Source organism: Burkholderia territorii, from assembly GCF_001718335.1.
GTDB lineage: Bacteria > Pseudomonadota > Gammaproteobacteria > Burkholderiales > Burkholderiaceae > Burkholderia > Burkholderia territorii.
Genome location: NZ_CP013365.1, coordinates 208,705 through 231,245, shown reverse-complemented (window position 1 = coordinate 231,245; position 22,541 = coordinate 208,705). Strand labels below are relative to the sequence as shown.

At 66.4% G+C, this 22,541-nt stretch carries 20 protein-coding genes, 1 pseudogene and 1 riboswitch; of the genes and pseudogenes, 7 read left to right on the top strand and 14 right to left on the bottom strand.

The window, feature by feature from the left end:
- Nucleotides 1-76 precede the first annotated feature (76 nt).
- The 3 genes from glyA to WS51_RS01105 all read right to left on the bottom strand — a co-directional run bounded on the left by glyA (nucleotide 77) and on the right by WS51_RS01105 (nucleotide 3,707).
- A complete protein-coding gene (gene glyA / locus WS51_RS01115) occupies nucleotides 77-1,324 on the bottom strand; it encodes a serine hydroxymethyltransferase (RefSeq protein ID WP_069228452.1) in 1,248 nt (415 codons plus the stop codon).
- A gap of 322 nt (nucleotides 1,325-1,646) precedes the next feature.
- Nucleotides 1,647-2,426, bottom strand: a complete 780-nt coding sequence (locus WS51_RS01110; protein ID WP_059447627.1) for an SDR family NAD(P)-dependent oxidoreductase — start codon at nucleotides 2,424-2,426, stop codon at nucleotides 1,647-1,649.
- 33 nt (nucleotides 2,427-2,459) lie between these two features.
- Entirely contained in the window at nucleotides 2,460-3,707 is a 1,248-nt protein-coding gene (locus tag WS51_RS01105) for a D-arabinono-1,4-lactone oxidase (RefSeq protein WP_059508131.1), read from the bottom strand.
- Nucleotides 3,708-3,999: 292 nt separating this feature from the next.
- Between WS51_RS01105 and WS51_RS01100 the strand changes: the two genes are divergently transcribed.
- Nucleotides 4,000-4,968 (top strand): helix-turn-helix domain-containing protein, encoded by a 969-nt coding sequence (locus WS51_RS01100; RefSeq protein WP_236872360.1) that lies wholly within the window; start codon nucleotides 4,000-4,002, stop codon nucleotides 4,966-4,968.
- Between the two features lie 146 nt (nucleotides 4,969-5,114).
- Here the strand turns inward: WS51_RS01100 and WS51_RS01095 are convergent, their stop codons facing one another.
- The 10 genes from WS51_RS01095 to WS51_RS01050 all read right to left on the bottom strand — a co-directional run bounded on the left by WS51_RS01095 (nucleotide 5,115) and on the right by WS51_RS01050 (nucleotide 15,557).
- The gene (locus tag WS51_RS01095) at nucleotides 5,115-5,543 is read right to left on the bottom strand and encodes a hypothetical protein (protein WP_059447624.1); all 429 of its coding nucleotides are present in this window, start codon (nucleotides 5,541-5,543) and stop codon (nucleotides 5,115-5,117) included.
- A 42-nt stretch (nucleotides 5,544-5,585) separates the two neighbouring features.
- Nucleotides 5,586-7,436 (bottom strand): S10 family serine carboxypeptidase-like protein, encoded by a 1,851-nt coding sequence (locus tag WS51_RS01090; protein WP_059508129.1) that lies wholly within the window; start codon nucleotides 7,434-7,436, stop codon nucleotides 5,586-5,588.
- Between the two features lie 810 nt (nucleotides 7,437-8,246).
- Nucleotides 8,247-10,058: an ExeM/NucH family extracellular endonuclease gene (locus WS51_RS01085; RefSeq protein ID WP_069228450.1), complete on the bottom strand. Its 1,812-nt coding sequence runs from the start codon at nucleotides 10,056-10,058 to the stop codon at nucleotides 8,247-8,249.
- Nucleotides 10,059-10,263: 205 nt separating this feature from the next.
- On the bottom strand, nucleotides 10,264-11,205 hold the full coding sequence (locus WS51_RS01080; protein WP_069228449.1) for a copper resistance D family protein: 942 nt from the start codon (nucleotides 11,203-11,205) through the stop codon (nucleotides 10,264-10,266).
- On the bottom strand, nucleotides 11,202-11,582 hold the full coding sequence (locus WS51_RS01075) for a copper resistance CopC family protein (protein WP_059546623.1): 381 nt from the start codon (nucleotides 11,580-11,582) through the stop codon (nucleotides 11,202-11,204). The genes WS51_RS01080 and WS51_RS01075 overlap by 4 nt, the downstream gene beginning before the upstream one ends.
- Nucleotides 11,583-11,595: 13 nt before the next feature.
- The gene (locus WS51_RS01070) at nucleotides 11,596-11,925 is read right to left on the bottom strand and encodes a copper-binding protein (RefSeq protein WP_059770965.1); all 330 of its coding nucleotides are present in this window, start codon (nucleotides 11,923-11,925) and stop codon (nucleotides 11,596-11,598) included.
- 73 nt (nucleotides 11,926-11,998) lie between these two features.
- On the bottom strand, nucleotides 11,999-13,294 hold the full coding sequence (locus WS51_RS01065) for a multicopper oxidase family protein (RefSeq protein ID WP_059770963.1): 1,296 nt from the start codon (nucleotides 13,292-13,294) through the stop codon (nucleotides 11,999-12,001).
- A gap of 1 nt (nucleotide 13,295) precedes the next feature.
- Complete coding sequence (locus WS51_RS01060; protein WP_069228448.1) at nucleotides 13,296-14,810, bottom strand: TolC family protein; 1,515 nt, start codon at nucleotides 14,808-14,810, stop codon at nucleotides 13,296-13,298.
- Entirely contained in the window at nucleotides 14,807-15,100 is a 294-nt protein-coding gene (locus tag WS51_RS01055) for a hypothetical protein (RefSeq protein ID WP_069228447.1), read from the bottom strand. The genes WS51_RS01060 and WS51_RS01055 overlap by 4 nt, the downstream gene beginning before the upstream one ends.
- An 88-nt stretch (nucleotides 15,101-15,188) precedes the next feature.
- Nucleotides 15,189-15,557 carry a hypothetical protein gene (locus tag WS51_RS01050; protein ID WP_059945185.1) on the bottom strand — a complete coding sequence of 123 codons (369 nt, stop codon included), beginning with the start codon at nucleotides 15,555-15,557 and terminating at the stop codon, nucleotides 15,189-15,191.
- A gap of 267 nt (nucleotides 15,558-15,824) precedes the next feature.
- Between WS51_RS01050 and WS51_RS01045 the strand changes: the two genes are divergently transcribed.
- From WS51_RS01045 to WS51_RS01025, 6 genes and pseudogenes are all read left to right on the top strand, one after another.
- Nucleotides 15,825-16,496 carry a heavy metal response regulator transcription factor gene (locus tag WS51_RS01045; protein ID WP_059508121.1) on the top strand — a complete coding sequence of 224 codons (672 nt, stop codon included), beginning with the start codon at nucleotides 15,825-15,827 and terminating at the stop codon, nucleotides 16,494-16,496.
- The gene (locus WS51_RS01040; protein ID WP_069228446.1) at nucleotides 16,493-17,908 is read left to right on the top strand and encodes a heavy metal sensor histidine kinase; all 1,416 of its coding nucleotides are present in this window, start codon (nucleotides 16,493-16,495) and stop codon (nucleotides 17,906-17,908) included. The genes WS51_RS01045 and WS51_RS01040 overlap by 4 nt, the downstream gene beginning before the upstream one ends.
- Nucleotides 17,909-18,048: 140 nt before the next feature.
- A riboswitch (yybP-ykoY riboswitch) is annotated at nucleotides 18,049-18,231 on the top strand.
- Between the two features lie 84 nt (nucleotides 18,232-18,315).
- Nucleotides 18,316-19,326, top strand: a complete 1,011-nt coding sequence (locus tag WS51_RS01035) for a sodium:calcium antiporter (protein ID WP_059447620.1) — start codon at nucleotides 18,316-18,318, stop codon at nucleotides 19,324-19,326.
- Between the two features lie 57 nt (nucleotides 19,327-19,383).
- Nucleotides 19,384-19,544: pseudogene (locus WS51_RS33020) on the top strand (winged helix-turn-helix transcriptional regulator); the annotation flags it as partial.
- A gap of 69 nt (nucleotides 19,545-19,613) precedes the next feature.
- Nucleotides 19,614-19,982, top strand: coding sequence for a hypothetical protein (locus WS51_RS01030; protein WP_059791286.1), 369 nt, complete (start codon nucleotides 19,614-19,616; stop codon nucleotides 19,980-19,982).
- Nucleotides 19,983-20,192: 210 nt separating this feature from the next.
- On the top strand, nucleotides 20,193-21,590 hold the full coding sequence (locus WS51_RS01025; RefSeq protein ID WP_059847100.1) for an MFS transporter: 1,398 nt from the start codon (nucleotides 20,193-20,195) through the stop codon (nucleotides 21,588-21,590).
- A gap of 12 nt (nucleotides 21,591-21,602) precedes the next feature.
- Here WS51_RS01025 and WS51_RS01020 read toward each other — a convergent pair whose 3' ends face one another.
- Entirely contained in the window at nucleotides 21,603-22,523 is a 921-nt protein-coding gene (locus WS51_RS01020; protein ID WP_059447618.1) for a LysR family transcriptional regulator, read from the bottom strand.
- Nucleotides 22,524-22,541: the final 18 nt, after the last annotated feature.

Genomic DNA, 22,541 nt, shown 5'->3' with positions numbered 1-22,541 from the left:
GCGAGCCGGTTTTTTTACGTCGCTTCGGAACCGACGAGGTTCAACCTCGTTGGCGGTCGAACCCGGCTGCCGCGTGTCAGCCGTAGACCGGGAAACGCTTGGTCAGCTCCGCGACCCGACCACGCACGCGCTCGATCGTCGCCGCATCTTCCGGCGCTTCCAGCACGTCGGCGATCAGGTTGCCGACCGTCTCCGCTTCCGCCGGGCCGAAGCCGCGCGTCGTCATCGCCGGCGAGCCCAGGCGGATCCCGCTCGTCACGAACGGCTTTTCCGGATCGTTCGGGATCGCGTTCTTGTTCACCGTGATGTGTGCCGCGCCCAGCGCCGCTTCCGCTGCCTTGCCCGTGATGTGCTTCGCGCGCAGGTCCACCAGCATCACGTGGCTTTCCGTACGCCCCGACACGATCCGCAGCCCGCGCTTGACCAGCGTCTCGGCCAGCACCCGCGCGTTCTCGACCACCTTTGCCTGGTAAGCCTTGAATTCCGGCGACAGCGCTTCCTTGAACGCCACCGCCTTCGCCGCGATCACGTGCATCAGCGGCCCGCCCTGGATGCCCGGGAAGATCGCCGAGTTGATCTGCTTCTCGTACTCCGCCTTCATCAGGATCACGCCGCCGCGCGGCCCGCGCAGGCTCTTGTGCGTCGTCGTCGTCACGAAGTCCGCGTGCGGCACCGGGTTCGGATACACACCCGCCGCGATCAGGCCCGCGTAGTGCGCCATGTCGACCATCAGGTACGCACCGACCGACTTCGCGATCTTCGCCAGACGCTCGAAGTCGATCTTCAGCGCGAATGCCGACGCGCCCGCCACGATCAGCTTCGGCTTGTGTTCGTTCGCCAGTTTCTCGGCCGCGTCGTAGTCGATGTCTTCGTTTTCGTTCAGGCCGTAGCTCACGACGTTGAACCACTTGCCCGACATGTTCACCGGCGAGCCGTGCGTCAGGTGCCCGCCGTGCGCGAGGCTCATGCCCATGATCGTGTCGCCCGGCTTGAGCATCGCGAAGAACACGCCCTGGTTCGCCTGCGAACCCGAGTTCGGCTGCACGTTCGCGGCTTCCGCGCCGAACAGCTGCTTCACGCGGTCGATCGCCAGTTGCTCCACCACGTCGACGTACTCGCAGCCGCCGTAGTAACGCTTGCCCGGATACCCTTCCGCGTACTTGTTCGTGAGCTGCGAGCCCTGTGCGGCCATCACGGCCGGGCTCGTGTAGTTTTCCGACGCGATCAGCTCGATGTGCTCTTCCTGGCGGCGGTTCTCGTCCTGAATGGCGCTCCAGAGTTCCGGATCGACGTTGGCGACGGTGCTGGTAGTGCGATTGAACATGATGATTGATCGAAAGAAAGTGATGGATTGACCGCGGTATGCCGGACTTGCACGGCCGTGCGACAGTCGAGCGCCGGACCGGCGCGCGATGACGTCATCGACCCTGCCGCCCCGCGATGCCGGCTGAACGGTGATTCGACATTGCCATTCCAGCAGACGCAAATTCGTTCAGATAGAAGGATTCCGACAATCCGCTAGGACGCATCGCGCGTCGCACCGGCAAAAAAAAAATCGAAGGCCCGCATCGCTGCGGGACCTTCGACCGAACCTGCCGTTCCTGGAGGAATCGCGCCTGCCCGTTGGCTTCCTCGAATAACCGGGCCTAGACCGCGGAGAAACAGTTGTCGACGAACAGATGCGTGCCGTTGACGAAGCTCGATTCGTCGGACGCAAGGAACAGCGCGGCCGCGGCCACCTCCGCCGGCTCGCACAGTCGCCCCTGCTGCACCGCGATGGCCGCCTCGGTCGCGTCGACGCCCATCGCCTGCAGATCCTTCAGCTCGCGCATCCCGTGCGGCGTGCGGATGAACCCGGGCGCCAGCGCGTTGCAGCGGATGCCCCGATCGCGGTATTCGACGGCGATCGCCCGCGCGAACATGTGGCACGCGCCCTTGGTCGCGTCGTACAGCACCTCGCCGGGCGTCGCGCAGACGGCGGAGATCGACGACGTGCAGACGATGCTGCCGCGCCCCTTTTCCAGCATCTGCGGCAAAACCGCCTTCGTCATCAGGAACATGCTCTTCACGTTCACGCCCATCAGCCAGTCCCATTCCGACTCGTCGATGTCGAGAAACGGTTTGACGATCAGCGTGCCCGCATGATTGAACAGGATGTCCGCATTGCCGAACTGCTCGCGGGCGGCATCGACCGCGCTCCGCACGTCCGACTGCTTCGACACGTCCGCGCCGAGGCCGATCGCCTGCAAGCCGGCATCGCGCAGGCGCGATGCGAGCGTTTCGGCGGCGTCGCCGTCGCGGTCGATGATCGCCACTTTCGCGCCCTGCGCGGCGAACAGTTCGGACGCGGCGCCGCCGCATCCGCCCGCGCCGCCGCTCACGATGGCGACCTTGCCGGCCAGGCGTCCGTCAATCTTCGCATTCATGCGTCGTTCTCCAGTCTGGTTGGTTCCGGCCGCTCAGCTGAACAGCGTCCGAAGATGATCGTTGAGGAAACGGCCTTCGGGGTCGACGCTGCGGCGCAGTTCGCGGAACGCTTCGGCCTTCGGGAACCAGCGATCGACGTCGTCGCGGTTCGTGAAATGCAGCTTGCCCCAGTGAGGACGCGACCCGTAATCGCGCAGGATGTCGTCGACGTCCTTCAGGAACGGCCAGTAGTCGACGCCGTTCGGACCGCCCGAGCACGAAATCGTCACGCTGTCCTGATTGTTGAACGGGCTGATCCACGCCGGATCGCCCTTCGTGAAGCGGTATTCGACCGGAAAAATGCAGTCCCGATGCTTCGTGAGGATCAGGTCGCGCACACGGCGCAGCGCTTCCTTGCCGTGTTCGGCGGGCACTGCGTATTCGAGTTCGTGGAAGTTCGCGACGTAGTGGATCGCATAGACCTCGGCGCTGTACGCGATCTTCTCGTGCTCGCCTTCGAAGAACGTGCGTTCGTCGGTGACGTCCATCACCTTGATTTCGCATACGTCGTAATCCTTCCTCGAGTTCGACACCTTCGCGGTGTCGGGCAGGCAGTACAGGTGACGGCTCTCCGACGTCGGGCACCAGAAGAAGCCGAAATGCCGGTGCGTGGCCGCGAGGTCGTCGTACTTTTCCATCAACGCGTCGAAGTCCTCCCGCCACACGCGGTCGTGCAGCCAGAACGCATCGGTCACCTGAAGCGTCAGCTCCGACACCACGCCGAACAGGCCGAGGTTCACCTGCGTCGCATGCAGCAGGTCGAGGTCCTGCCTGTCGCTGACTTCCATGATCGAGCCGTCGGGGCGAACGATCCGCATCCCGACCACCTGCGACGACAGATTGCTCAGCGTCGTCCCCGTGCCGTGCGTGCCGGTTGCGAGCGCGCCGGCAATGGCCTGCGAATCGATGTCGCCCTGGTTGACGAGCGAGAAGCCGATCTCCTTCAGATGACGCGTCACCGCGTTGATCCGCGTGCCGGCCTTCACCGTGACGCGCTTGCGCTGCGCGTCGACCGCGACGATGCCCTGGTAGTCCTTCAGCGACAGCAGCAGGCCGCTCGTCGCGACGATCGGCGTAAACGAATGCCCCGACCCCGAGCACCGGACGTTCTTGCCCTGGCTCGTCGCGGCATGCACCAGCTCGGCGATCTCGGCCTCGCTGGTCGGCGACGCCATGTGAGCGGCGACGCACGATTGATTGCCTACCCAGTTCCGCCAGAACCCGCCACGAGGAAGCTCCATCGACGTCTCTCCAGAAGTGTGCCGCCGGCGTTGCCGGCAGTCGTTCGGTTCGTCGGGCAACGCAGCGCGATGCGATGCGTCGTGTCCGTTCGTGCCAAAGGTATTGCGTCAGCCGGCTTTTCACTATCGGATTTCGGCAAGCGAGGGTTTGCTCGGAGAATCGGGCCGCCAGGGTTTTTGACCGCCTCTTGCAGCGGCTACAATGCATCGATCCGGCCCGCCCTTACCGACTCCGATGACACCGTCCGCCGCTCCGAGCGATTTATCCGGTGCCCCGCCGTTTGCGCGAACGGTGGCGTTCTGCGCGTTCACCGACGTGGAGGAACAGGCACGGATCTTCGACGGTTGGGAGCTCAACTACACGCAGATCTCGGGTGGCCGCTTTCATGGCTCGTCGTCCATCGTGTCGCTCGGCGGCATCCGGCTGCTGGTCGAGGATCTCGACAAGGTGATCCTGCAGCAGGGCGCGGTGCCGCCGGACCGCATCGCGGTGGCCGTGCCGCTCGAGCTCGAAGGCCATGCGCGCATGTGCGGCGAGAAGAGCGGGCGCGACAGCCTGCACGTGTTCTCGAGCCAGCCCGTGTTCGAGTTCTATTCGCCCGACCGGCACGTGCTGGTGAACGTCGAGATAGAGCCCGACAAGCTGTCCACGACAGCCATGCGCGCACTTGCCGCGTCGCTGCGTGCGCGCACCTTCGCGCCGCTGATTCCGATGACGCCCGAGGTCGCGGACCGCTTGCGCGACCTGCTGCGCCATACGATGGCGGCGGCCGCGAAAACGACGCCGATCGACGACGTGACGACGCAGCAGCGGATCGAACTGCTCGAGCGAACCGTGCTGTATGCGATTTCCGAGGCGATGACGGTGCCCGCGCCGGACGCGGACAGCGCCCCGGCGCGACCGACGAAGTACTGGTCGCTCGTGAACGCGGTGCAGGCGCGGCTGCAGGATGCGTCGACGTGTCCGCTGTCGATCGCCGAACTGTGCGTGCAGCTCGGCATCAGCCGACGTACCGCGCAATACGCGTTCAACGACACGCTCAACCTGAATCCGATCGCGTACCTGCGCGCCGTCCGGCTGAATCACGTTCGTCGCGAGCTGCGGCTCGGTGCATCCGTGACGTCGGCCGCGACGAAGTGGGGCTTCTGGCACCTGAGCAGCTTCGCGCAGGACTACCGCGCGATGTTCGGCGAGTTGCCGTCGGCGACGGCGCGGCGTTACGCGCACCGGGAAGCCGAATCTCGATCACGCGATGCGTGACGCGCGCGTCGCGTTGCCGGCGCAATAATCGGGCCTCGATGAAGAAAGCCGCGGCCGAACGTGCACCGCGGCGTGTTGATAGCAGACGCCGGCGCAAGGAGACGGCCGGCATCGGCCATCACCCTGCGCGCGACCTCGCTACACCGTCACTCCTGCTGTTCCTGCTCCGCCTGCACCTGCCGCTGCTGGATGAACTGCCGCACATCGCTCATCGTCACGCGACCGGTGTGTTTCGCATCGATCTCGTCGAAGTGCTTCGCGACGAACCCGAGCCCGCTGCTCTGCGCCTGCGCCTTCGTCACCGCCGCGCCGTTGCTCAGCACCGTGTTGCCGCCGAGCCGGGCATCGACGCGGGTCTGCGCCTGCTGCTGAAGCGTGGCGCCGGTCGACGGCAGCACCGGCGCCGCGCGGGTCGAAGGAAAGAACGGACCGTCGACGCCGTGCCCGCCGCGCGGCAGCTTCACCGGTGCCACCGCCTGCGGCGGCAGTGCATGGGCGCTGCTCATCACGGCACCGAGGACGATCAACGGAGACATACGCCGCATCAAATTGATTAGGGACATGATCACTCGCATTCAATGGATGAATAGAGGGTTCCTTAGCAAGGAGTCCGTCGCTTATGGCGCCGCCGCCAGCGTCGTCGCGGCCGTCGCGCCCGGCACGCTGCCGGTGGGCGTGCCGGCCGGGTTCTCGTCCGGCCACGGCGGCGGCAGCGTGCGCAGCGTCAGCGCGGTCGGAATCCGCCTGCCCTGATAGAAGAGCTTCAGATCGCGCTTCATCTGCGGACGTGCGACGTCGTCCAGATACGTCATATGCCCGCCCTGGAAGAAGTTCACCTGCAGCTTCGGATTCAGGCCCTTCACCGTCTGGAGTCGCGCGAGTTGCTTCTCGGTGTTGAAGAACGGCGTCGCCAGATCGTGAAGGCCGTTCTCCGCGAGCACCTGGAGCTTCGGATTGAGCTGCAGCGCGCCGAGCAGATCGGGGATCGTGTCGGGCATCGGCTGGCCGGCATGCGAGAAGTCCCACACCTGGATGATGTTGTCGTTCAACGGCAGATAGGTCGCGTTCGGCGCGGTGTAGCCGAGGTAATCGGGCATCTGCGTCGCGAGCGCGTTCGTGAACGGCTGCGAGATCAGGATGTCCGACGGATCGCCGTCCGTTTGCAGCCGCGGATCCGAGTTCGGCAGCGATACGCGCCCGTCATAGCGGCCGATCGTCGTGCCCGGCAGCAGGCTCGTGCCGAACGGATTCGCGTTGAAGTAGCCGCGCAGCGCCTGCTGCGTGAGGCTCGACGGCAGCGACCACAGCTTCAGCGTCGCGTCGCTCGGGAACACCGGCGTGCCGAGCGCATCCGGAATGCCGAGCTGGCTCAGCACCCACGATTGCGAGTACTGCTGCAGCTGGTTGTAGATCAGCGTCGTGAACAATTCCGTCTGCAGTGCATACAGATACGGATTGACCGGCGCCGGCGACACCTGGTTGAAGTACGCCGCGACCGCCGCATAGCCGGGCAGGTAGCCGGCCACGGTATCGGTGTCGAGCAGCAGCCCTTCGGTCGACTGCGTGATCGCCACTGCCTCCATCGCATCGGCGAAGTAGTTCAGGATCGCCGACTGCAGCACGATCCCGGTCAAATGCACGCCGGCCGATTCGAGCGCCAGCGCGAGCATGTCGGTACGCGGCGTGCCGTACGATTCGCCGTACAGATAGATCGGCGACGTGCCGCGGCCGTTGACGTTCAGGTAGCGCTGGATGAAGTCGCGCATGATGTTGACGTCCGCGTCCGAGCCCCAGTACTTCTGGTTGGTGTTCGGCAACACGGCTTCCGACAGCCCGGTTCCGGGCGGGTCGATGAACACGAGATCGGTCGTGTCGATCAGGCTTTCCGCGTTGTCGACGAGCGGATAGTTCGGCCAGTTGTTGCCGAACAGCGGATCGGGCGTGGCGACGCGCGTCGGTGCGAACGAGCCGAGGCGCAGCCAGATCGACGACGAGCCTGGGCCACCGTTGTACACGAACGTGACGGGGCGCGGCTTGCCGTTCGTGCTCGGTGCCGTGTACGCGACGTACGACATCGATGCTTCCGCATTGCCGCTCGCGTCCTGCGCGGTCAGGTGGCCGGTGGTCGTCGTGTAGTTGACCGTCGTGCCGCCGGATTTCCACTGGTAATGCATCACTGCCGCCTTCTCCGAGACCTGGCCGGGCGCGAGGCCGTCGGTCGCGTTCATCGAATAGGCGACCGGGTCGACGTAAGGCTGATTCGCCGTCGGCGACTGGTTGCCGGCCGCCGCTTGCGCGCTGGCCTGCTGGCTCGCGGTTGCCTGCGCGAGGCTCGACGCGCCCACCGACGACGAATCGTCGCCGCCGCAGCCCGCGAGCACGAGCGTCACGGCCGTCACTGCGCCTAGCCCGGCCAGCCGGACGCGACGTTCGCGCCTGCTGCCGGTACTGCTTCTGTCTGGTTTCATCTCGGTCCTTGTGTTGGGTCGGATTTCGCTTCACACAGGCCGCCATCGCCGGCGAAAAACGCGCAGGCGTACCCGCCACTCGCGTTGCACGGTCGGCAGACGGCGGTTGGGGATTGGACTTCTTCGAGACACTGAACTTGATACAGACACAGCAAACTGCTGGCGGAGAATGATGCGGGAACGCCGCCCCCTTGCAGTTTCTACGACTTATCGTATTACCAAAATTTACGACATCACAAAAATAGGCGGTGCTGCGCCGCGTTGTCAAAGATCATTCGGATATTAAAAAATCTCTTATGATGCGAACGGCGATCAGTGTCTGGGATTTGAAAGAAAAACGAATGTTCGAATCGGGCAGGTAGCGGGGGATCAATATTCTTGAACTGCGGCCGGTTTTGCGTATTTCCCGCAGCGGGCGGCGGGTATTTGAATCGCGCGCGAAAACCCTTCAAATCGACAGGAGTTTTCTTTCATTTTAATTATCTCTTGTCGATTAGCGCGATTCATTGAATAAAGACGAGCGTCATCCACAAAATACCGATTTCGATTATTCAAGGGACACGTGACGGAATTATTTACTCGATGCCAGAATGAAACCGCAAGTGCGCGGAACGGCATTGATGCGTAATACGCGGGTATTCGCACTGGAGACGCGCTTATTCGCGCCGCGCTTTCCGGATCGGATTGCAGCGATCACGAAGCGGGCACGTCATGTCCGACGCAGAGAGATCGCGCGAGCAGCGCTGCCGCCGCCCGCGCGACGACGCGCGGTCACGCCGCACGCCGTCATGCAGATACCCGATTCAGCGATCAGCGCCCGCCGCCCGGCAGCGCGATATCGATCAGCACCGGATCGTGATCCGACGAACGATACGCATCCGGCGCATAGAACGTCTTCTGCTGTTCGGCCGACTTGTACGCGAGCGTGTACTGCAGCGCGAGCGGCTCGTCCGCGTTGATGTGCCATTCGTGCACGGCCTTCACGTGCGACGCGAGCGGCAGCGATGCGAGCGCGTGATCGAGGTAGCCGGCTTCGCCGTTGTACACGTAGCTGTACGCGTTGGCACCGATCCAGCGCGACACGAGGTTGCGGTAGCCGCGCGATTCGAGCAGGCGGATCGGGTCTTCATACGTGTAGCTGTTGAAGTCGCCGATCAACAGCGTGCCCTGCCCCGCGACGCCCGTCGGCGTGCCGGCAAGCCAGTCGGCCAGCTTTGCGGCCGCGCGCGTGCGCGTCGGGTTCCAGCAGCCCTGGCCGTCGCCCTGGTCGAGGTCGTCGTTCGCCGCGTCGGGGCAGTTCTTCGACTTCAGGTGGTTGACCGCGATCGTCAGTGCCTGCTTGCCGCCGATCCGGCGGAACGACTGCGCGAGCGGCTGGCGGTTCTTGTCGTCGATCGCGAGCGTCGCCGCGCGACCGACGGGTTCGACCGCGCGGCTGTCGTAGATCATCGCGACGGCGATCGCGTCGCCGCCGAGGCGCGACGTGCCCGGATCGACGACGCGCCAGTTGCTGCCGAGCTTCGCGGCGAGCTGGCGCACCGCGCTCAATTCGCCATAGCCGTTGTTCTGGATTTCCATCAGGCCGATCACGTCGGCGTCGAGCGCCTTCAGCGCGCTGACGATCTTCGCTTCCTGGCGCTGGAATTCCTGATAGGTCTTCGCGCCACGGTTGTTCGGATCGTCGAAGCCGCCGCCGAGACCGTTACCGTTGAAATAGTTGAGGACGTTGAACGATGCGACGCGCAGGTTCGATTTCGGATCGCGTGCCGGGGCGTTGGTACGCGGATTCGAACGCGTGTCGAACGTCGGCGCGGCCGCGCCGGGCAGCGGCTGCACGCGCCATGCACCGTAGCGCACCTCGAGCACGCCTTCGACGTCGCGCACGGTGTAGCCCGAGCGCAGCGTGTTCGCGGCCGACAGTTCCGGCGCCGGATACGGCACGGTCGCCGGGTTCTGCTTGTTCGAGCCGTCGTCGAGGATCAGCCGGTTGCGTGCGTTCGCATCGATCTGCGTCTGCGCCTGCGACGGCGGCACCACGCTGGTCGGCGTGCGCAGGCGGCCGTTGCTCAACATCACGCTGCCGTAGCGGCCCAGCTCGTAGTTTTCGGTGACGGTGAGCGTTTGCGGCAGGCGCACGCGCATCCCTTCATACGCGGCGAACGTGCTCGGGCTGTCGACCGGCAGCGTGAGCGTCGCGGGCGTGACCGTCTGGCCGTTCGCGCACACCGCGATCGCGCCCGACAGCGTGAGCTGCGTCTGCCCGTATTTTTCCTCGACCTTGCCCGTCACGTGCACGAGATCGCCGGCCTTCGCGCGCACTTTCGGCGCATAGACGAACAGGCCTTCGGACACGCCCGGCTGGTTGCGACGCTGCGCGTCGGCCTGCTGGACGAAGAAGCCGCCGAAGCCGTCCGCGCCGCCGAAATCGGCGGTGACGACCGCTTCGATCGACACGTTCTGGCCCGTGAGCGGCGACGGCGCGCCGGGCCCCTGGATGTCGGCGATCGGCGTCGTGCTGCCGCCGCAGTTCGGACTGACGGGCGCGGCGGTGGCGGCGAAGACGGGAGCGGCAAGCGTGGGCAGCAGCAATAGCGGGGCAAACAGGCGGATTGTCGAGCGCATGACGGGGAATCCCGGTTGTGAGGGTGGCGAAAGCTTAGCGGCGCTCGGTGACAGTTTTTAGTAACCAAAAGACAGATGGTTGTAATTTCCGCATCGCGCTACGATGGCGATCGGCCTTGCGCTCACGAGGCGAAAGCGGAAATCGTCTGATCAAAACCGCCCTTTCTCCGACGATTTCCCGACGCCTCGCTCGCCGACCGTGCCGCTAGACCGTCCCCGGCAACGCGCTCGACACCAGCACGGCGGCCACCATCAGCACGCCGGCCAGCACGGCCGCCTCGATCCGCAATACCGCGCCGAAGCGGCGCAACGGGCCGGCCGGCGTCGCGGCGTCCGGGTCCTTCAGCGCGGCCAGCAGCTTCGGCATCTCGAAGAACCGGTTGTGCCCGCCGAGCGCCGCCGCGATCAGCACGAGCGCAAGCTTGAACAGCAGGATCTGCCCGTATGTCGACGCAAGCAGGTTCACCGGCGTATCGACACCGCGCCAGCCGTTGTAAGCACCGGTCGCGAACAGCACGATCAACGCATACGTCGACGCATCGGACAACGACTGGACGAATGATGCGCCGGTCGTGCGTTCGCGCGCGGGCATGCCGGCAAGACGCGGCATCACGCCGAACGCCGTCACGAACACGAGCCCGACCCACGCGCTGATCGCCAGCAGATGCAGCCAGTCGACCCATACCGGCACGCTGAACCACCCCGCATCGACCGGATGCCCGCCGTTGCTGCGCGCGAGTGCGACGCCCGCGAGCGCCGCCCACATCGCGAACGGAAAGCGCGTATCGTTCGCATCCCGGATCAACGACAGCAACACGACGACGGACGCGAACACCGCGCCGGCCAGCCACGCGTGGCCGAAGCCGGTGCCGGCGAGCATCGAGCACACGGCCGGCCCGGCGTGCAGCATCGACACGTCGCTCATCAACGCGCAGTGCGCCCAGAATGCGACGATGCTCGCGAGCAGCGACACGACGGACGCGATGCGCAGCGTCGCAACGAGACGCCGCGCGATGCCGTGCTGCCACGCCGACTCGCCGCGCGCGAGCCAGTGGCTGCCCAGCAGCGCGCCGACGACCACCGCGAACCCGGTGTTCTGGATCGCCACCGCCACGAGCCTCAGGAGGCCGACGAAACCCTCGTTCATCCCTTCACCCTGAACGAATAGGTTCCCTTGGTGCGATGCGCGTCGGCCGTCATCGCCACCCACTGCACCGTGTATGCCCCGGGCACGAGCTTCGGCATCGCGACGGTCATCACGCGCGGGTTCGACGCATCGACTTTCGCCTTCTCGTGCGCGACGGGATTGCCGCTCCCGTCCGACACCTTCACCGAGCTGAATGCCGCTTCGAGGTCTTCGTTGAACGTCAGCCGCAACGTGTCGGGTGCGGTGTCGAGCGCGCTGCCCGTCGCCGGTACGGCGCTTTCCAGCTTGCCGTGCGCGAATGCCGCGGCCGGCACGGCGGCGGCGATCGCGCCGGCCGCGGCAAGGGCGGCCAGCCGCCCGAAAGTGGTCGTTTTCATGGTCATGCCCGCGTCACGGCTTCTTCAACTCGACGACGGTCAACGTGCCGTTTACGTCCTCGGCGACGAAGTCGATCTTGTCGCCCACCTTCACCTGCGACAGCATCGCCGGGTCCTTCACCTTGAACGCCATCGTCATCGCGTCCATCCCGAGGTTGTCCAGCGGGCCGTGCTTGATCGTCAGCTTGCCCGTGCCCGTATCGATCTTGCGGATCTCGCCGTGCGACATCTCGTGCATCGCGCCGCCGCTCATGTCCATGCCGGCCATGTCGCCGGCCGCGTACGACGCGACGGAAAATGCCAGCATGCAACCCGTTGCAATGGAAACCAGTGTCTTCTTCATCGTATGTGCTCCTGAGTGAATGAAACGAAAACCGGCGGCCGGATCGTCGCGGCCGCCACCTGCTGCCCGCGGCTCAACCGTCCGGCAATTCGCCGGTGTACTCGTACGCGACGGTGCCCCTCGGATGCCGGAACCAGCCCGGGTCGCGATAGTCGTCCCGGCCGAGCCCCTGCCGAACCTTCAGCACCGTGAACATGCCGCCCATCTCCAGCGGCCCGAACGGTCCCGTGCCCGTCATCATCGGCAGCGTGTTGTCGGGCAGCGGCATGTCCATGCCGCCCATCGCGCCGCCCGTGCTGCCCATCGCCATGTAGTCCGGCACGAGCTTGCCGATCTTCTTCGCGAGATCCTTCTGCGGCACGCCGATCAGGTTCGGCACCTGATGCCCCATCGCATTCATCGTGTGATGCGACTTGTGGCAATGAAACGCCCAGTCGCCCGGGCGATCGGCGGTGAACTCGATCGCGCGCATCTGGCCGACCGCGACGTCGGCCGTCACCTCCGGCCAGCGCGCCGCCGGCGGAATCCAGCCACCGTCGGTGCCGGCCACCTCGAAGCTGTAGCCGTGCAGGTGGATCGGATGGTTCGTCATCGTCAGGTTTCCGAAGCGAATCCGCACGCGGTCGCCCGCGCGCACCGGCAGCGGGTCGATGCCCGGAAACACGCGCGAGTTGAACGTCCACATGTTGAAGTCCGTCATCTCGTTCACGCGCGGCGTGTAGCTGCCCGGATCGATGTCGTACGCGGCGAGCAGGAAGACGAAGTCGCGATCGACGGGCATTGTCGCGCGATCCTTCGGGTGCACGATGAACATGCCCATCATGCCCATCGCCATCTGCACCATCTCGTCGGCGTGCGGGTGATACATGAACGTGCCGTGCGCCTGCAGCTGGAACTCGTAGACGAAGGTCTTGCCCGGCGGAATGTGTGGCTGCGTGAGGCCGCCGACACCGTCCATCCCGTTCGGCAACCGCAGCCCGTGCCAGTGGATCGTCGTGTGCTCGGGCAGCCGGTTCGTCACGAAGATCCGGACCTTGTCGCCTTCGACGGCCTCGATCGTCGGGCCCGGCGACTGGCCGTTATAGCCCCACAGGTTCGCGTTCATCCCGGGCGCCATCTCGCGCACCACGGGCTCGGCCGTCAGGTGGAACTCCTTCCAGCCGTTCTTCATGCGCCACGGCAGCGTCCAGCCGTTCAGCGTCGCGACGGGCGTGTACGGGCGGCCGTTGGGCGGCACGAGCGGCGGCTGCGTGCCGGCCTTCGCCATCGTGGGCGCTTCGGGCAGCGATGCGGCGCCGGCCTTGCTGACCATCGCCGCACCGAGCAGCGCGGCGCCCGAGCCGCTGAGAAATTGTCGACGGGACACCATGTCAATGACCTTCCGGATGCGTTGCGGGCGCCGGTTGCGCCACGGGTGAAGAAGCCGGCTGCGGCGCAGCGTCGGCCGGGGGTGCGGCGGGCGCGGGCGCGGGTTTTGCCGGCTGCGTCGGCTGCGTCGGCTGAGTCGGCTGAGTCGCCTCCGCGGTCGGCAGCCGGCCGCCGACGGCCGCCTGCAGATCCGTTTCGGCGAGCCAGTAATCTTTCAACGCATCGATGTAGCCGTTGACCGCGCCGACCTGCTCCCGCGCATCGGCCAGCAGCTCGAACACGCTCGCGAGCATCCCGTTGTAGCGCAGCAGCAGCTCGTCCGAGATCGTCTTGCGCAGCGGCACGACTTCGTCGCGATAGTGCTTCGCGACGTCGTAGCTCGTCGTATATGCCGCGTACGATTCGCGCACGTCCGAGCGCGCGTCGATCGCCGTCTGCGCGAGCCGGTTCGCCGACTGCATGTAGACGGCCTCGGCCCGCGCAACCTTCGCGCTGCCCCAGTCGAACAGCGGAATCTCGACGCTGATCTCGTAGCCGTGCTCGTGCCCCTTGCCGGTCTCGTAGTTGTTCACGTAGCCGAGATCGACCGCGTTGACGAAGCGCGTCGCCTTGCTGAGCCCGAGCGACGACGCGACGCCCTGCGTCTGCAGCTTCGCGGCCTGGATGTCGAGGCGGTTGCGCATCGCATAGCGTTCGAGATCGGGCAGATCGGGGCGGGCGTTCGGCAGGTCGGGCAAGCGCTCGGGCAGCGCGTACCGCGTGTGCTCGCCCCACAGGCCCATCGCGCGCGTAAGCTTCTCGCGCGCGGCCACGGCCTGCTGCTGCGCCTTCGCCTGCTGCGCGACCGCGTCCGCATGGAACGCCTGTTCGCGCGCGTAGTCGAGCCGGCTGAAGTTGCCGGCCCGACGCATGCGCAGCGCGAGTTCGGCGCCGGCACTCGCGGCGTCGCGGACCTGTCGCGCATAGTTCGCGGCCTGCTCGGCGGCGACCGCTTCGACATACGCGCGGCGTGCGTCGGCCGCGACCTTCAGCATCGCGTCGGCCGTTTCGAGCCGCGTTTGTTCGAAACGGCGGCGCTCGATGTTCGTCGCGAGCGGCAACGTCAGCAGCGCGAACACGTTGGCCGAGAACGTACGGCCGAGGCTCAGTTCGCCGTCGCCGGCCCGCGTGCGGCTGAACGAGAAGCGCGGGTTCGGCAGCCGGCCGGCCTGCACCAGATCGGCCTCCGACAGCCCGAGCTCCGCGTACGACGCCTGCAGCCCACGGTTGTTCAGCAGCGCGAGCTGCACCGCGTCGTCCATCGACAGCGGCGTCGCAAGCAACGCCTTCGTCCGCTGGTCGACGGCGGCGCGGTCGGCGTCGGTCCTGACGATCACGGCGTCCTTCCCGATGCGCTCCGATGCAACGGACGACACGGTGTCGAAGCCGCCATCCTTCGAGAACGTCGTACAGCCGGCGAGCAATGCCAGCACGAGCGCCACGGCGCCGATTCGCGGTGAAATCGCCAGTCTCGTCATCGCGCGGCCTCTCCGTGCATCGAATGGGCCGTGCCGCCTGCCGCATTTCCGGGTTTCGCGTGTCCGGTGACGTTGCCCTTCGCGGGCCGCGCCATCACGTCCCGGTTCAGTTGCTTCCAGCCCGGGCCCGCATCGTCCCGATATGGCGTGTAGCCGTCGAACGCGGACGTCACCGTGACGTCCGGCACCGATGCGGCCGCGTCGGCCGGATCGAGAAAATTGGTTTGCGCGGGCGCGAGCGACGGCACGAGGGCCGCCGCGCCAAGCAGCGCCGCAATAATCGATCGCATGGATGTATCTCGTCGTGAATCGTGCGGCCGGCGTCGAGCATTCGCCGGCACGGTTTGCGGATCGCGGCCGGTCGGCCACGGACACGGACTAGACGGGATTCCGGCGCGGCGGCCGGTCGATGCCGCCGGTCAGGAACGACACGGCGACCACCGACGGCACGGAGGAAACGATCGCGCGGCCGCCGTCCGACGTCACGGGCACGGCAGGCACCTGCGCGATACCCGAGCCGAAACAGCAAGATCCGCAAGCGGAACAACGCGTAGCATCGCGTGCGTGTTCGCCGTGCCGATGCCGTTCGCCGTGCACGCTCGGCATCGCCTGCGATGCAGCCGATGCATCGGCCCCCGCATGCGGCACGGCCGCGCCCGCGCATTGCGTCGACACGGCCGCGAACGACTGGATCGGCACGCACAGCGCCAGCAACACGACGAGGATGAATTTGCGCCAGTACGACATGGATGCGGAATCAGGCAAACGATGACCGAATGAACGGGAGCGGCGCCGCGACGACGCGCTCCGGATATGAGACGGCCGCAGCTTATCGCCACCGCCGTGACGACGACATGGTCGAAAGATGACCGGATTTTCATGAAGCGCGATCGCCGCATCGCTCGCGCGCTTCATGAAAATTCCGTCATCCGGCCGTCATCTTTCGGGCACGCGCCGTGCCGTAAACTCACGCATTACACTCACCGGCTGGAATCACGAACGGCCTGCTTCACCATGCGGATACTGATAGTCGAAGACGAACCGAAGATGGCGTCGTACCTCCGCAAGGGGCTGACGGAGGCGAGCTACACGGTCGACGTGGCCGAAAACGGCCAGGACGGGCTGTTCCTCGCGCTGCACGAGGATTTCGATCTCGTCGTGCTCGACGTGATGCTGCCGGAACTCGACGGCTTCGAGGTGCTCCGGCGGCTGCGCGCGCAGAAGCAGACGCCGGTGCTGCTGCTCACGGCCCGGGAAGCGACCGAGGACAAGGTCACCGGCCTCGAACTGGGTGCCGACGACTACCTGCTCAAGCCGTTCGCATACGCGGAATTCCTCGCCCGCATCCGCTCGCTGCTGCGGCGCGTGCCGCGCAATGCCCGCGACATCCTGCACATCGCCGATCTCGAAGTCGACCTGATCAAGCGCCGCGTGCGGCGCGCCGACGCCCGCATCGACCTGACCGCGCAGGAGTTCGCGCTGCTGCAGCTGCTTGCGGAACGCGAGGGCGAGGTGCTGACGCGCACCTTCATCACGTCGCAGATCTGGGACATGAATTTCGACAGCGACACAAACGTCGTCGATGCGGCGATCAAGCGCCTGCGCGCGAAAATCGACAACGCTTACGAGAAGAAGCTGATCCACACGATCCGCGGAATGGGCTACGTGTTCGAGGATCGCGCGTGAGCAGCGGCGCCGCGCCCTATTCGCTGCTCCGGCGCCTCACGCTCGCGTTCGCGGTCGTGGCCGCACTCGTGTTCGCGCTGACCGGCGCGTACCTGTACCGCTCGCTGTCCGCCGAGTTGACGCGGCGCGACGACATCGAGATCACCGGCAAGCTCAAGCAGTTCCTGCAGCTTGCGCGGGCGAGCGGTTCGACGGCCGCGCTGCGTGCCGATCCGGCTGTCTTTCACGAGGTGCTGCTGTCGCATCCGGGCGTCTATCTCGGCATCTACGACGATGCGAACCGTCCGCTCGTCGAACACGCCGACGAAGCCGGCCATACGCTCGCGTCGGTGATCGCGCGGCCGCAGCCGGCCGGCGCGGCGAGCGAGACCGCCAGCCCGTTCACGTGCTCGCCGCCCGGCATCGGCACGTCGCGCTGCGTCCGTGCGCGCGCGACACTGCCGTCGGGCGAAGCCATTCAGGTCGCGCTGGCGCGCACGGCGACCGATCGCCAGTCGCTGCTCGAAAGCTATCGCGTCGACATCTGGCTCGCGGCCGCGATCGGCGCGCTGCTGGTCGGCGCGCTCGGCCACGCGGTCGCGTCGCGCGGCCTGCGCCCGGTCGAGAGCCTCGGCCGGCAAACGTCGCGTATCGAGGCGCACAACCTGGCCGCGCGCCTCGATGCGCGCGCCGGCCCGATCGAGCTGCGCGAGCTCGCCACGTCGGTCAACCGGATGCTCGACCGGCTCGAGCGCGCGTTCGTGCGGCTGTCGCAGTTTTCGTCCGACCTCGCGCACGACATGCGCACGCCGCTCGCGAACGTGATCAGCTCGTCGCAGGTCACGCTGTCGCGTGCGCGCACCGCCGACGAATACGAAGCGTTGATCGATTCGAACATCGAGGAATGCGAACGGTTGCAGCGGATGATCGAGAACATGCTGTTTCTCGCGCGCACGGACAACGCGCAACAACACCTGAAGACGGTCGAACTCGACGCGGGCCACGAACTGCGCCGCCTTGCGTCGTATTTCCAGTCGCTGGCCGACGAGACCGGCGTGCGCCTCGACGTGCACGGCGCGGCGCCCGTCGTCGCGGACGCGACGCTGTTCCGCCGCGCCGTCAGCAATATCGTCTCGAACGCGCTCGAACACGCGGAAGCCGGATCGACGATCGAGCTGACCGTATCGAGCCGGCCCGATTACGCGGTCGTCGAGGTCACGAACCGCGGCGCCGCGATTCCGCCCGAGCAGATCGAGCGGATCTTCGAGCGCTTCTACCGAATCGATTCGTCGCGGCACGGCGCTGCGCGCAACGCCGGGCTCGGGCTGGCGATCGTGAAGTCGATCGTCGAGCTGCATCGCGGCAAGGTCGAGGTCGTGAGCCGCGACGGACGGACGACCTTCGCGCTTCACTTCCCGGCCCGCGTTTCGTGACGCGCGGACGATGCCACCCACGCGCGCACGCCGCGTGCTTCCCGATACCGCATGGACATCCGTCACGCGGCGGCTCGACCACACGCGCCAACGGATATGGCCGTACGCGCTTGCCGAAAGCGGCCGGCTCGGCTAGACTGCCCTTCGTCTTTGGGGAGTAGCCTGCTTTCCTTCCCCGGAAAGCGAACGCGTCAACACACTCGGCCGGCGGCCGTGGCGCGTTCGGCCGCATTGGTCTGGCGAGACCATCGACGCATCGCGTCGTTCCTGGTCGGACGTCGGCAGATGCGTCATGGTTCGTCCACGTCCGACCACGGAGCCCCCATGTTCCTTTCAGCCTTCCCCCTGCATTTCGTTCGCGGCGTCCGATTCGCCACTGCCTGCGTGCCTGCCTGCGGAGGTGCCGCATGACGTTGATGCTCGTCGAACTGGCGTTCATGCTGATCGTCATCCTGGTCGCCGCCGAACTCTTCACGAACGCACTCGAACATCTCGGCGAGCGCCTGAAGATTTCGGAAGGCGTAACGGGGTCGCTGTTCGCTGCCGTCGGCACCGCGCTGCCCGAAACGATGGTGCCGCTGCTCGCGCTCGCCGGCGGCACGTCGAACGCGGCGGTCAACGAGGAGATCGGCGTCGGCGCGATTCTCGGCGCGCCGCTGATGCTCGCAACGCTGACGACTTTCCTGATGGCGCTCGCCGTGATCCGCTCGCGCGGACTGACGGGAACGATCGCCCCCGAGCGCAGCGGCTTCGTGCGCGACCTGAACTACTTCATCGCCGCGTTCACGCTCGCCACCGTTGCGATGTTCGTTCCGCATCACGTGTGGGCGGTGCGCGCGCTCCTCGCGGCGATGCTGGTCGGCGTCTATGCGATGTATGTCGTGATGACGTTCCGCGCGTCGACGCAGCTCGTCGATGCCGGCCACGGCACCGAAGCGCCGCACGCGATGTTCCTGTCGCGTGCCGGGCTGCCGACCAACCTCGCGACCATCGCACTGCAACTCGCGCTCGGCGTCGCGCTGCTCGTCGGCGGGGCGAAGGGCTTCATTCATGGCGTCGAGGGCGTGTCGCACCTGCTCGGCATCTCGCCGCTGCTGCTGTCGCTGATCATCGTGCCGATCGCGACCGAATTGCCGGAAAAGGTCAACAGCGTGCTGTGGATCCGTCGCAAGAAGGACACGCTCGCGTTCGGCAACATCACCGGCGCGATGGTGTTCCAGGGCACGCTGCTGCCGGCGATCGGCATCATGCTGACGCCGTGGGAGCCGCGCCCCGAAGTGCTGACCGGCGTGGTCATCACGCTCGCGGCGGCGGTCTGGCTGCGCGTCAATGCGCGTGCGCGCGGGCTCGCAATCTGGGCGTTGCTGGCGAACGGCGCCGGATACGCCGGCTATCTGTTCGTGACGCTGACGCGCTGAAAATGCGGTGCGTTTCGAGCACGACGTGTTGAGCCGCGCGTCGACCCGCTGCGTAATTCGCAGCGAATGCCGACGCTCGATCCGCGCGCGCTCGAGGACGCCGGTTTCGTGCGGCGCACCGTGCACCCGGAAGTGCCGGTGCGCATCGAGTACGATCTGACCGCCCAGGACAACCGACTGCGGCCCGCATCGAAGTCATGCGCGAGTTCGGGCCGTGAGGCGTGCGATACGCGCGACGAGGTCGAAGCCGACGCCGCCCCGATAACCCATTCATCGAGAGAAACAACATGGAACTGCATGCCACCGTCGGCGCGGCTACGTCCGACGTCGACGACGACGAAAGCTTCGCGAACATCTATTGCCACGATGCGGAGCGCAACTATTGCTTCTCGCTGCTGCGCTTTCCGGAAGCAACGTCGATCGAGGTGATGGTGCACGACCAGCTCACCGCGAACGTGAACGATCTGAAGGTTCGGCTCACGGGCAACACGATCGAAGTCGAACTCGACGAGCGCACCGCCGCGCGCCTCGACGGCAACACGCACTACGTGATTCATCTCGCGCCCGGCGAGCACGATCCGGTCGTGCTGCGTGCCGCGCTCGAGGAAATCTTCGACGGCAAGAGCGGATATCGCGACGACAGCGCAAGCACGTAAGCGCGCCGGCGCGGCACTCGATCCCGTCCCGCGCGTTCGCGCTGCGCGCCTCACATGCCCACATATCGAGCGCACAACGTCCCATTAATGGGGATGCCTGCCCAAATGTTGACGCGCACTGCGCCACGGCCCTAACGTTCGCCCAATGCCATTGGATACGGCCGCCCCCGCCACGCGGGCGACGGCCGACACAGAACTCAGGAGACGACCGTGGCCCATTCCGCGTCGCGCACGCATGCCAACCCGTCGGCACAATCGCCCGCGCATGCCGACACCGCACCCGATTCCACCTGCCGCATGTCGGCGTCCGCGGCTGCCGCCGTCGCCGCGCCGCCGAGCCGCAAGCGCCTGATCATCCTCGCGCTGCTGTTCGTCACGGTCGTGATCAACTATCTCGACCGCAGCAACCTGTCGATCGCCGCGCCCGCGCTGTTCAAGGAACTGAACATCGATCCCGTCCGCGCGGGCCTCGTCTTCTCGGCATTCGGCTGGACCTATGCGCTGATGCAGATCCCCGGCGGCTGGCTCGTCGACAAGGTGTCGCCGCGCGTGCTGTATGCGGGTGCGCTCGCGCTGTGGTCGGCCGCGACGGTGCTGCTCGGCTTCGCCGGGTCGTTCGTCGGGTTGATCGTGCTGCGCCTCGCGGTGGGCGCGCTCGAAGCGCCCGCCTATCCGATCAACAATCGCGTGGTCACGACGTGGTTCCCGACTCGCGAGCGCGCCAGCGCAATCGGCGGCTACACGTCGGGCCAGTTCGTCGGCCTCGCGTTCCTCACGCCCGTGCTCGCATGGCTGCAGGTGCATCTCGGCTGGCACATGGTATTCGTCGCGACCGGCGTCGCGGGCATCGCGTGGGCCGCGGTCTGGTATGCGGTGTATCGCGAGCCGCGCGCGTTTCGCGGCATCAATGCGGCCGAGATCGCGTCGATCCGCGACGGCGGTGGCCTCGTCGACCTCGAGGACCGCGTCGCCGCGCGCAGCGCGCGCACGCCGTCGACGTGGCGCGACCTCGGCGTCGTGCTCGGCCGACGCAAGCTGTGGGGCATCTATCTCGGGCAGTTCGCGCTGAACTCGACGCTGTGGTTCTTCCTTACGTGGTTCCCGACCTATCTCGTCAAGTATCGCGGGATGGATTTCATCAAGTCGGGCTTTCTCGCGTCGCTGCCGTTTCTCGCCGCGTTCGTCGGCGTGCTGTGCTCCGGCCTGCTGTCGGACTGGCTGATGCGGCGCGGCGCGTCGCAGGGCTTCGCGCGCAAGCTGCCGATCATCTCGGGGCTGCTGATCTCGACTTCGATCATCGGCGCGAACTACGTGACGTCGACGGGCTGGGTGATCGCGTTCATGACGATCGCCTTCTTCGGCAACGGCTTCGCCTCGATCACATGGTCGCTGGTGTCGGGCCTCGCGCCCGCGCGGCTGCTTGGCCTCACGGGCGGCGTGTTCAACCTCGTCGGCAACCTCGCGGCGATCGCGACGCCGATCGTGATCGGGCTGCTCGTCGACGGTGCGGACTTCTCGCGCGCGATCACCTATATCGCGGCGATGGCGCTCGCGGGCAGCCTGTCGTACGGGCTGCTGGTCGGCAAGGTCGAGCGCATCGACGCCTGAACAGGCACCGCGCTACGCGGCCAGCGCGATCGCCTTGATGTTGAACGCGCGCAGCAGATCCTCGCAGAACGCGTCGACGATCGGCTTGCCGTTCGCGCTACGCTTCATCGCGAGATGCAGCGGCACGTCGAAGCTGAACGTCGTGCGGCCGATGGCCTTCACGAGCCCGCGCTGCTCGAACGGCTCCGCGTAATGAGCGGGCAGATAGCCGAGATGGCCGCCCGACAGGATCAGGATCGTCGCGGCCTCGATGCTGTCCGCGCTCGCGGTCACGCGCCGCTCCGGCAGCGGATACTGCTCCTCGGGCACCGGATAGGTGCGCCATACCCAGTCGTGCGCCTGCAGGTCGTCGGCCGACACGGGCCGCGACGCATGGAACAGCGGATGCCCGCGCCCGCAGTAGATCACCTGTTCCTCGGTAAACAACGGCGTGTAGTCGAGCCCCGGCACGCGATGCCAGAAATACCCGATCGCGAGATCGAGCTGGTTGTTGACGAGGCTTTCCTCGAGTTCCTGCGGCGACGCGACCTTCATCGAGAACGTGACGGCCTGGTCGCGCTTGCGGAACGCGCCGATCGCCTCGGCCAGGCGCGCGTTCTCGACGAGCGGCGCCTGCCCGATCAGGCCGATCGACAGCGTGCCGACCAGCTTGCGGTCGATGTCGCGCACCCGCGCGACGAACTCGGACGTCGCGGCGACGAGCGTGCGCGCCGTGGCCGCGAAGCGTTCGCCCTTCGACGTCAGCCGAAAGCCGCCGCGGCCACGATCGCACAGCTTGAAACCGACGCGCGCTTCGAGCGCGGACAACTGCGTGCTGATCGTCGACTGGCGCACGCCGAGCGAGGCCTCGGCGGCCGTGATGCCGCGTGCGTCGACGACGGCGAGAAAGACCCGGATGAGCCGGAGATCGAGATCGGTGGTATTCGAAAACATGCTTCGAGCCGCTGCGCG

Bases quoted from the DNA above. Each gene is read 5' to 3' on its own strand.
- WS51_RS01070 (WP_059770965.1), bottom strand. From the start codon at position 11,925: ATGAAGAAGACACTGGTTTCCATTGCAACGGGTTGCATGCTGGCATTT.
- WS51_RS01110 (WP_059447627.1), bottom strand. From the start codon at position 2,426: ATGAATGCGAAGATTGACGGACGCCTGGCCGGCAAGGTCGCCATCGTG.
- WS51_RS01050 (WP_059945185.1), bottom strand. From the start codon at position 15,557: ATGTCGTACTGGCGCAAATTCATCCTCGTCGTGTTGCTGGCGCTGTGC.
- WS51_RS01020 (WP_059447618.1), bottom strand. From the start codon at position 22,523: ATGTTTTCGAATACCACCGATCTCGATCTCCGGCTCATCCGGGTCTTT.
- WS51_RS01085 (WP_069228450.1), bottom strand. From the start codon at position 10,058: ATGCGCTCGACAATCCGCCTGTTTGCCCCGCTATTGCTGCTGCCCACG.
- WS51_RS01030 (WP_059791286.1), top strand. From the start codon at position 19,614: ATGGAACTGCATGCCACCGTCGGCGCGGCTACGTCCGACGTCGACGAC.
- WS51_RS01080 (WP_069228449.1), bottom strand. From the start codon at position 11,205: ATGAACGAGGGTTTCGTCGGCCTCCTGAGGCTCGTGGCGGTGGCGATC.
- WS51_RS01095 (WP_059447624.1), bottom strand. From the start codon at position 5,543: ATGCGAGTGATCATGTCCCTAATCAATTTGATGCGGCGTATGTCTCCG.
- WS51_RS01075 (WP_059546623.1), bottom strand. From the start codon at position 11,582: ATGAAAACGACCACTTTCGGGCGGCTGGCCGCCCTTGCCGCGGCCGGC.
- WS51_RS01105 (WP_059508131.1), bottom strand. From the start codon at position 3,707: ATGGAGCTTCCTCGTGGCGGGTTCTGGCGGAACTGGGTAGGCAATCAA.
- WS51_RS01090 (WP_059508129.1), bottom strand. From the start codon at position 7,436: ATGAAACCAGACAGAAGCAGTACCGGCAGCAGGCGCGAACGTCGCGTC.
- WS51_RS01065 (WP_059770963.1), bottom strand. From the start codon at position 13,294: ATGGTGTCCCGTCGACAATTTCTCAGCGGCTCGGGCGCCGCGCTGCTC.
- WS51_RS01055 (WP_069228447.1), bottom strand. From the start codon at position 15,100: ATGCGATCGATTATTGCGGCGCTGCTTGGCGCGGCGGCCCTCGTGCCG.
- WS51_RS01045 (WP_059508121.1), top strand. From the start codon at position 15,825: ATGCGGATACTGATAGTCGAAGACGAACCGAAGATGGCGTCGTACCTC.
- WS51_RS01060 (WP_069228448.1), bottom strand. From the start codon at position 14,810: ATGACGAGACTGGCGATTTCACCGCGAATCGGCGCCGTGGCGCTCGTG.
- WS51_RS01035 (WP_059447620.1), top strand. From the start codon at position 18,316: ATGACGTTGATGCTCGTCGAACTGGCGTTCATGCTGATCGTCATCCTG.
- glyA (WP_069228452.1), bottom strand. From the start codon at position 1,324: ATGTTCAATCGCACTACCAGCACCGTCGCCAACGTCGATCCGGAACTC.